The organism is Faecalicatena contorta, from assembly GCF_001404335.1.
GTDB lineage: Bacteria > Bacillota > Clostridia > Lachnospirales > Lachnospiraceae > Faecalicatena > Faecalicatena contortus_B.
On sequence record NZ_CYZU01000098.1, the window covers coordinates 1 to 8,246 of the forward strand.

An 8,246-nucleotide genomic window follows, 5' to 3' on the forward strand; every position below is an offset into this window, starting at 1 on the left:
TGTTCTAGAATCACTTAGCAGCATGGGTGCATATCGCAACGGCATATACAGCCCCAGCACCTCCCCGGCCTCCCTGTCATGAAGCGTCCCCATCCGTCGACAGGACTAAAGCCTGTCAACTAAATCCCGATTCTAAAGAAATCTTAAGAAAAGATTTTAGGTGCTTCGTTGACAATATAAGGGAAACATGTTATATTCTTAACAAGCAAGTAAAAGGGAGTAGCCGAACACCGAGAGGTGGGTTTGAAATCGTCAACCGATATCGAGAGGTATCCGTATCAAATGAGATGTGCAAGACTTTTATTGCGGCAGATATGTCGTATATAAAGGTCTTTTTTACTTTTATAAGACATAAGGTTTCAAGGATACAATCCGCTGTTCCCGTGGACCGTTATAGATGATGAACTATCTGCTGCATAAAAAGGGCACCGGAAAGGAGATTCTAATGATGAGAGAAAAGGAAAATGTAGTGGAGATGAATGAGGCGATTATCGCAGGAAAGAAGGCCCTGAACAGTATGAAGGCGGCCAAAGAGACTTTAAGCAGCGCCGGAAACTGGGGGTTATGGGATATGCTTGGCGGAGGTCTTTTTGTAGATATGATCAAGCACTCCAAGATGGATGATGCCCAGGAAAAACTGCAGGATGCAAAGTTTCAGCTTCAGATATTCCAGTGTGAATTGAAAGATGTGGAGCTGCCATATCATCTGAGCCTGGAAATCTCGGATTTCCTTACATTTGCCGACTTCTTCTTCGATGGTATTGTCGCCGACTGGCTGGTCCAGTCGAGGATAAACGATGCAAAGGAAGAATTAGAGAACGCAATCCTGCAGGTGGAAGGAATGGTAGAAAACCTGCAGAAATGGGAAAAACAGCTGATGCTTGGAAAGGAGGCCGAACGTTAATGGGATGTATAGGAAATGTATTATGGTTTATATTTGGAGGATTTATCAGTGGTCTGAGCTGGGCATTTGCAGGATGCCTGTGGTGCATTACGATTGTGGGAATGCCTGTTGGAATGCAGTGCTTTAAATTCGCGGCTCTGAGCTTTTTCCCATTTGGGAAAGAAGTACGCTATGGCGGCGGTGCAGGATCTATGCTACTAAATATTATCTGGATGATTTTATCAGGGATTCCGCTGGCCATTGAGTCTGCGGTGATCGGAGCGCTGCTCTGTGTGACAATCGTAGGAATTCCGTTTGGCATGCAGCAGTTCAAACTTGCAAAACTGGCGCTGATGCCGTTCGGATCGGAAGTATATTAAGAAAAGACCGTGATCAAGCCTAATAATAGGTGCTAATCTTCATTGCGGTGGTACGTAAATTGGGCAAGCTGCCTCATGAATGAGGCGCTTGCCCAATTTTCTTAGTTAATAAATGCAGTTGTCTGAGCCATACAGTACAGATCGCCATGAACATCTCTCATATATATATGTACCTGGTAGTCACCAGTTTTATAGTTGTATGTTGATATGTCCACATTGATATGATAGCTTCCGTCCTCTTGTTGATCCATTGGAATCCACTGCAGATCACTTTGGTCTTCCTCTGTCCATATGGCAGCCAGCATGGATCCGACACCATCTGGAACATTCTCAAGATTGTTTACATTGACGGGGAAGGTATTTAAATTATAATCATACCCGCCAACACTGACTGTGGCTTTTGGAGCCTTTCCTTCTCTGATCAGGAGTTCAGGTTTGCTTTCATCCAGGTCGGCAAGTTCTTCCATTAACTGAGACTTACGGGAAAGCTCTTTTTTCATAGTATCAACCCCGAAACGTTCGGTCAATGTCGGCTTTTCAGAAAAAAGATTCGTACCAAGACCTAAACGGTCTCCGTTAATTGTAGCACCTATGCTGGCAAGAGTCGTTGGAAAATTATCAAATGTAGTGTAGTTGCGTGTATCTGAAGTGGTATTCTGTACCGCGGGGTTAATATAGGTTGTATAGACCTTACGGGTATAGCTGTCATCAATATCCTGACAGAAATCACTGTCCATTGTAGGATGATCACCGGCAATTACGATTGTTGTATTCTCATAAAAACTTTGATTCTGAATCCAGGAAACAAAATCAGCTACCTGTTTGCTGGAGCAGGCCATTACATTTGCATATTGATCGTCACCAAATGTATCTGGGCAGACTTCGCATGGAAAACCATCTTCAAAATGGGTGTCAACGGTTAGCAGTGTTAAATTAAACGGAGTATCCTGCTCTGAAAGTTCCAGCAGTTTATCCTCTGCAAACTGAAATAGTTTATGATCTTCAAATCCCCACCAAACACGGTAATCTTCGGGAATCCAACCGGCTTTTTTAGCATATTCGTAATCCAGAATGTCGAAATTGCCATGTTCGGTATAGTACAGCTGCCTGCCCCCAAAAACGGCATCAGAGCCTATCATTAAAGTCTGAGAATAGCCCTCCTGTTCCAAAATATCCCCAAGAGTTATTGTATTAGCAAAAAATGAGTTCTGTGTGTCCATGGAATTAGACTCAATAGATATACTTAGCGGGATACCTGACGACTGTGAGAACATCGCTGCAATAGTCCATGTAGCGCCAGGCATTGCATATCCGCCGTTTAACTCAGGTGAAATTCCCGAAAAATCTTCGTTTTCCTGTGCCAGTGACGTTAATTCAGGAATTACATTTTGTTCAAATGCCCCCCCATTTTCTTTGTCTGCATAGGTTGTCTCCATAGATTCTAAAAATATGTATATCAAATTCCTTTTTTGCTCTGGAAAAGTGATTTCCGTATCTCTGGGATCGATGTAGTTGTCATCGATAAATGTGGAGTAAACCCCCTGATCCGCTACATAGGTTCCAACATCCAGATTGTCCCAGGCATAGCTGACAGACTTTCCTGCTGCGAGCAGAGGTACAATAATACAGATTGCCATGATGAAATTGTATACTTTTTTCTTTTTTCTGAATCCGGTAAAAAGAATCACGACGAGAAATAGAATTAGAATTGCAGGGACTGCGCAGGAGTTTAAGTACTCCTGAATCATACTCTCATTAGTACCCTCCAGAGGGGCTGTCAAATGGAACATGAGCTCATCCATTGACAGGTTGCTCCAGGTCTGGAACATCCATATAATACTGAAGCAAAGCAGTGTAGCAGTCGTGCTTAATATCACTGCCAGCAGTGTTCCGAATCCACGGAAGAAGTTTTTTATCATTGATAGTATTTTTTTCATTTTACACATCCTCTGTCTTTTTAAATTAACTTCTATTATTATAAAGCGTAAACTATTTTGTTGCAAGATATTTCATGGGGGAGTAATGCTAAAAAATTATACCCAATTTTGGTGGTTTTTGCCGGATGTTTTCCATAATAAGGCATGAAAAGATGGAGAAAATGTTGTAAAAAAGGCGTGCTTTCCTGTATAATAGAAAGAGTTGTGGTTCTTTGAGGCCAAACTGCAGGAGTAAAAAGAGAGGTACGGACTATATGGATATTAATCAGAAACTGACAGAGGAATTAGGAGTAAAACGCTGGCAGGTGGATGCGGCGGTTAAGCTAATTGATGAGGGAAACACCATTCCTTTTATTTCACGATACAGAAAAGAGGCAACGGGTTCGCTGGATGATGAGCAGCTTCGAAAGCTGCACGAAAGATTGATTTATCTTCGGAATCTGGAAGAGAAAAAGGAACAGGTGCTGTCTAGTATAGAGGAACAGGGAAAACTGACGGCGGAACTAAAAGTGCAGATACTGGCGGCAGAGACTCTGGTGGTGGTGGAAGATTTGTACCGCCCGTATCGGCCAAAGAGGAGAACGCGCGCCACGATAGCAAAGGAGAAGGGGCTGGAGCCGCTGGCAGCAGTGATTACATTGCAGCAGGCTAAGGAACCTCTGGAAAAGGAAGCGGAGAAATATGTTTCTGAGGATAAAGGAGTCAGCTCCGCAGAGGAAGCTATCGCAGGGGCAAAGGATATTATCGCGGAATCCATATCTGATGAAGCGGATTACAGGAGCTGGATTCGAAAAATCACGGCACAGAAAGGAAAGCTGGTTTCTTCGGCCAAGGATCCCGAGGCGGAGTCGGTCTATGAGATGTATTATGAATTTGAGGAGCCGGTTTCGAAACTGGTTGGACACCGTATACTCGCATTAAACCGCGGTGAGAAAGAAAAAATACTGACAGTGAAAATAGAAGCTCCGGAGGAGGACATTATCCGCTATCTGGAAAAGAAGACAATCCGTCAGAATAATCCGTACACTTCACCGGTGCTGAAGGATGCGGTGGAAGACAGTTATAAGCGTCTGATTGCGCCGGCCATTGAACGGGAGATCCGCAATGAGCTGACAGAGAAGGCGGAGGACGGTGCGATAGAGGTATTCGGAAAGAATCTTCATCAACTTCTGATGCAGCCGCCGATTGCAGGCCATGTTGTACTGGGATGGGATCCTGCTTTCCGTACAGGATGCAAGCTGGCTGTCGTGGATGAGACGGGGAAAGTGCTTGGGACAACCGTCATTTATCCAACGGCCCCCACCACGCCGCAGAAGATTAAGGCATCCAAAGATTTATTGAAGAAAATCATTGCAAAGTATAATATAACACTGATCTCCGTAGGGAACGGAACGGCATCCAGGGAATCCGAACAGTTTATTGTAGAGCTGTTAAAGGAAATCCCGCAGAGCGTGCAGTATGTTATTGTAAATGAAGCAGGCGCTTCGGTATATTCTGCGAGCAAGCTGGCCTCCGAAGAGTTTCCGAAATTCGATGTGGGCCAGAGAAGTGCAGCATCTATAGCGCGGCGGCTCCAGGATCCCCTTGCGGAATTGGTAAAAATAGATCCGAAGTCTATTGGTGTGGGGCAGTACCAGCATGACATGAATCAGAAGAAGCTGGGGGAATCCCTGAATGGAGTTGTAGAAGATTGTGTAAATAAGGTGGGAGTGGATTTGAATACAGCATCTGCTCCGCTGCTGTCATATATATCTGGTATTACAGCAGCCATTGCGAAAAATATTGTGGTTTACAGGGAAGAAAATGGCCGGTTTAAGGACCGGAAGGAGCTGCTCAAGGTGGCGAAGCTGGGGCCCAAGGCTTATGAGCAGTGCGCAGGATTTATGCGTATTATGGAAGGACGGAATCCCCTGGATGCGACCGGGGTTCATCCGGAATCCTATGCGGCCGCAGAAAAGCTGTTATCCAGACAGGGATTTAAACCGGAGGATATTACCGGGGGCAATCTGACAGGGCTTTCTCTTACAATCAAAGACTATAAGCAACTGGCTGATGAGCTGGGGATCGGAGAGATTACACTGCGGGATATTGTGAAGGAGCTGGAAAAACCGGCCCGCGATCCGCGTGAAGAAATGCCAAAGCCGATTCTGCGCACGGATGTACTGGATATGAAAGACTTAAAAGAAGGAATGATTTTAAAAGGGACTGTTCGGAATGTCATTGATTTTGGGGTGTTTGTGGATATCGGAGTACACCAGGACGGATTGGTGCACATATCCCAGATCACGGACCGGTTTATCAAACATCCGTTGGAAGCCGTCAGCGTGGGAGATATCGTTGATGTGAAGGTGATGAGCGTAGATCTAAAGAAAAAAAGGATACAGCTTACCATGCGGGGGCTGGCTTAAGGGACGCTTCGTAAACGGATAGCCGGACTGGCTGGAGGAATGTATATGCTCTTTTGATATGCGGGCGTCTGCCTGAGTGATTCTAAGAAAAAATACCGCCGGGAATGTGGGCACGGGATGACACAGCGCGAGAAATTTGATAATTTCTCGTGCTGGGTCATCCGGAAACATGATTCGGAATCATGTTTCCTCCCACATTCCCGGCGGTATTTTTTCTAAGAATCACTGGGGCAGACTAGAGCATATCAAAAGAGCATATACATTCCCCCAGCCAGTCCGTTATCCGTTTACTGCGCTGGTGAAACAAGTCGGGAGGCTGTCGGAGAGTGAGATGGGGGACGGTGTTGGAGGGGAGACTTTAATCGGGCGCCTGGGACAGGCTTCCGATTAAAGGCGGGGGTGATATATGGAGAGTTGATTTCTTCATAATAAGTGGGAGAGTTCCAGCAGTTTAATTTATTGGATTTATTGGCGCAGTGTGGCGGCTCTTAGTTTGGGGCCCAGGAGGGTTGCTATTATGATTTTGACCAGGTCTCCGGGGAGGTAGGGGATGACTCCGGCGGCTAGTGCGGCGGGAAAGTCTAGGTTCATTTGGTGGGCAAGCCAGGTGGTTCCGAAGAAGTAGCAGATCAGGGTTCCTAGTACCATTCCGAGGAGGGCGTAGGGGAGACGGGCTGCAAAGTGATCTATGAAGAAGCCGGCGATGAGGGCAAGGAAGATGAAGCCTATCAGGTAGCCTCCGGTGGGGCCGGCGAGCTTTCCGATTCCTCCGGTGAAGGCGGAGAATACGGGGAGGCCCACTGCTCCCAGGAGGAGGTAGGTGATGAAGCTGATGGTTCCAAATTTCATACCGAGGACGTAGACGGTGAGATAGACGGCCAGGTTGGTAAAGGAGATCGGAACCGGACTGAAGGGCAGAGGGATGCTGAAGGGGCCCAGTATGCATGTTACGGCTGTCATTACTCCGACGAGGGTGAGCTGTTTGGTTGTGATAAATGTCTTTTGGATGGGTGCATTTTCCATGATGTTTTCCTCTCATTTTGTATTTTATGTTGTTAGTATAAAAGAAATTGGATGGAATGTCAACTTGAAATATAAAATAGTTAACAATATGAACGGTGTCTTATTTTGTGAAACATTTTGTCTGATTTAGCATACTGTATTGTGAAAATGATTTTACTGGAGAATGAAACATGGCTTTAAGTAATAATGCTGAAATGAATCGTCTTGTATCACGTCCATTTATAATTTATTCAGGTACGGACTTAACAGGGACTGCGACTGGGGACGCTGAGGTGCGCAATTATTGTGCACTGCCGTATACTTCCGCATCCAGATATCAGTTGGACAGACCCGATCATAATAATATTTTTCAATTTCAAAGGACTATTAATGGAGTTACGGAAAAGGCGTACTGCCTTGATAAATTTGCGGATGGACCATATAATGATGTACCTTATGAGAGCGCACCTTTTGAAACTATTTTTGCCTCAGCTACTGAACGGCAAAAGCAGATGCTGGCCTGGATTCTGGCAAATTGCTATCCGGCAGTGAGCGCACAGGCGACTTTTGAGTTGACCGGAACAGATTATGCTGCAAGTCCGGTTCTTGACGATAACGATGCCTATGCGGCGGTTCAGGTGGCGTTATGGGTGCTCTTGGGGCAGATTGCTCCGGATGAAGTGAATTTTCTGGAATGCTCATCCACGGAACAGCATCCGAAGTCAGTCAGGCTTCGTGCCACGGTGCTCAGGCTTCTGGAACTGGCCGGGGAGTTTGCAGACGATACGGCAAATCCGGCTCCGCCTGTCAGCGCAAATACAGCTGGATGCTGCACAGATAATCCTATCGACTGCTGTAATACGGGAACAATTCCCACTGTTTCTAACAAACCATATCTCGTTTTTAAAGGCTGTCCGGATGAAGTCAGAACCGTGTGCGGGCGTCTCCTTATCGGCCCATTTATGCTGCAGTCGGGATTTACCGGAAAACCGGTGATAACAGTTGAACCGATCTGTGTAAGTCAGGAAGGATTCTCTGCTTCTTTTATGGATTTTTGCGGGAATAAAATGGATGCGCCTTCTATTGGAGATGAATTTTATATTGCAGTTCGGACTATTAAAGATTATATTTGTTTTACCGTTCGTGCCTCATTTACGGGAACTGTCACAAGGGTTGTTACGATGAATCCCACGGGTACGGGGCAGAATTACCAGCCTATAGGTACGACGTTTGAAGATGTCCAGGTAAACTTAGAGGCATCTGTCTGCGTATGTGCCTCTGTACCGCGTAATACAGAGAAGAAGTCCCACTCTCAGACGGGCATCAGTATTAATAACAACAATAATAATAACAATAATAACAACAATAATAATAGTAATACTAACAGCAACAGCGGATTATGGCATGGAGGCATGTATCCATGGCCAAACTATATAATTATGTGCCCGCCGCCGGGCTGGTACCCATCCTGGCCATCCAGGCCGCCATATCCTCCGGAACCGCCATATCCACCATACCCACCGGAGCCGCCATATCCACCATACCCACCGAAACCGCCATATCCACCGGAGCCGCCATATCCACCATACCCACCGGAGCCGCCATATCCACCATACCCACCGGAGCCGCCATATCC

At 45.9% G+C, this 8,246-nt stretch carries 7 protein-coding genes; 5 read left to right on the plus strand and 2 right to left on the minus strand.

The features are described 5' to 3' along the window. Positions 1–445: 445 nt before the first annotated feature. Together ARB69_RS24940 and ARB69_RS24945 are read left to right on the plus strand one after the other, a co-directional pair. A complete protein-coding gene (locus ARB69_RS24940; RefSeq protein WP_050640364.1) occupies positions 446–904 on the plus strand; it encodes a hypothetical protein in 459 nt (152 codons plus the stop codon). Next, complete coding sequence (locus ARB69_RS24945) at positions 904–1,263, plus strand: YccF domain-containing protein (RefSeq protein WP_055155340.1); 360 nt, start codon at positions 904–906, stop codon at positions 1,261–1,263. Before ARB69_RS24940 ends, ARB69_RS24945 begins: the two co-directional genes overlap by 1 nt. A gap of 101 nt (positions 1,264–1,364) precedes the next feature. On the opposite strand, the gene ARB69_RS24950 is transcribed toward ARB69_RS24945, so the two are convergent. Continuing rightward, positions 1,365–3,200 (minus strand): GBS Bsp-like repeat-containing protein, encoded by a 1,836-nt coding sequence (locus ARB69_RS24950; RefSeq protein WP_055155341.1) that lies wholly within the window; start codon positions 3,198–3,200, stop codon positions 1,365–1,367. 254 nt (positions 3,201–3,454) lie between these two features. Here ARB69_RS24950 and ARB69_RS24955 point away from each other — a divergent pair, with 254 nt between their 5' ends. After that, a complete protein-coding gene (locus ARB69_RS24955; protein WP_055155342.1) occupies positions 3,455–5,608 on the plus strand; it encodes a Tex family protein in 2,154 nt (717 codons plus the stop codon). Positions 5,609–5,777: 169 nt separating this feature from the next. Then, entirely contained in the window at positions 5,778–5,999 is a 222-nt protein-coding gene (locus ARB69_RS24960) for a hypothetical protein (protein ID WP_055155343.1), read from the plus strand. Positions 6,000–6,073: 74 nt separating this feature from the next. On the opposite strand, the gene ARB69_RS26355 is transcribed toward ARB69_RS24960, so the two are convergent. Next, on the minus strand, positions 6,074–6,631 hold the full coding sequence (locus tag ARB69_RS26355; RefSeq protein ID WP_083487204.1) for a biotin transporter BioY: 558 nt from the start codon (positions 6,629–6,631) through the stop codon (positions 6,074–6,076). 170 nt (positions 6,632–6,801) lie between these two features. On the opposite strand from ARB69_RS26355, the gene ARB69_RS27310 reads away from it, so the two are divergent. Beyond that, the coding region (locus ARB69_RS27310; protein WP_055155344.1) for a thioester domain-containing protein at positions 6,802–8,246 on the plus strand (1,445 nt) is incomplete at its 3' end.

Excerpts from the sequence above, each read along its gene's own strand:
- ARB69_RS24945 (WP_055155340.1), top strand. The coding sequence starts at position 904 with ATGGGATGTATAGGAAATGTATTATGGTTTATATTTGGAGGATTTATC.
- ARB69_RS24950 (WP_055155341.1), bottom strand. The coding sequence starts at position 3,200 with ATGAAAAAAATACTATCAATGATAAAAAACTTCTTCCGTGGATTCGGA.
- ARB69_RS24940 (WP_050640364.1), top strand. The coding sequence starts at position 446 with ATGATGAGAGAAAAGGAAAATGTAGTGGAGATGAATGAGGCGATTATC.
- ARB69_RS26355 (WP_083487204.1), bottom strand. The coding sequence starts at position 6,631 with ATGGAAAATGCACCCATCCAAAAGACATTTATCACAACCAAACAGCTC.
- ARB69_RS24955 (WP_055155342.1), top strand. The coding sequence starts at position 3,455 with ATGGATATTAATCAGAAACTGACAGAGGAATTAGGAGTAAAACGCTGG.
- ARB69_RS24960 (WP_055155343.1), top strand. The coding sequence starts at position 5,778 with ATGATTCGGAATCATGTTTCCTCCCACATTCCCGGCGGTATTTTTTCT.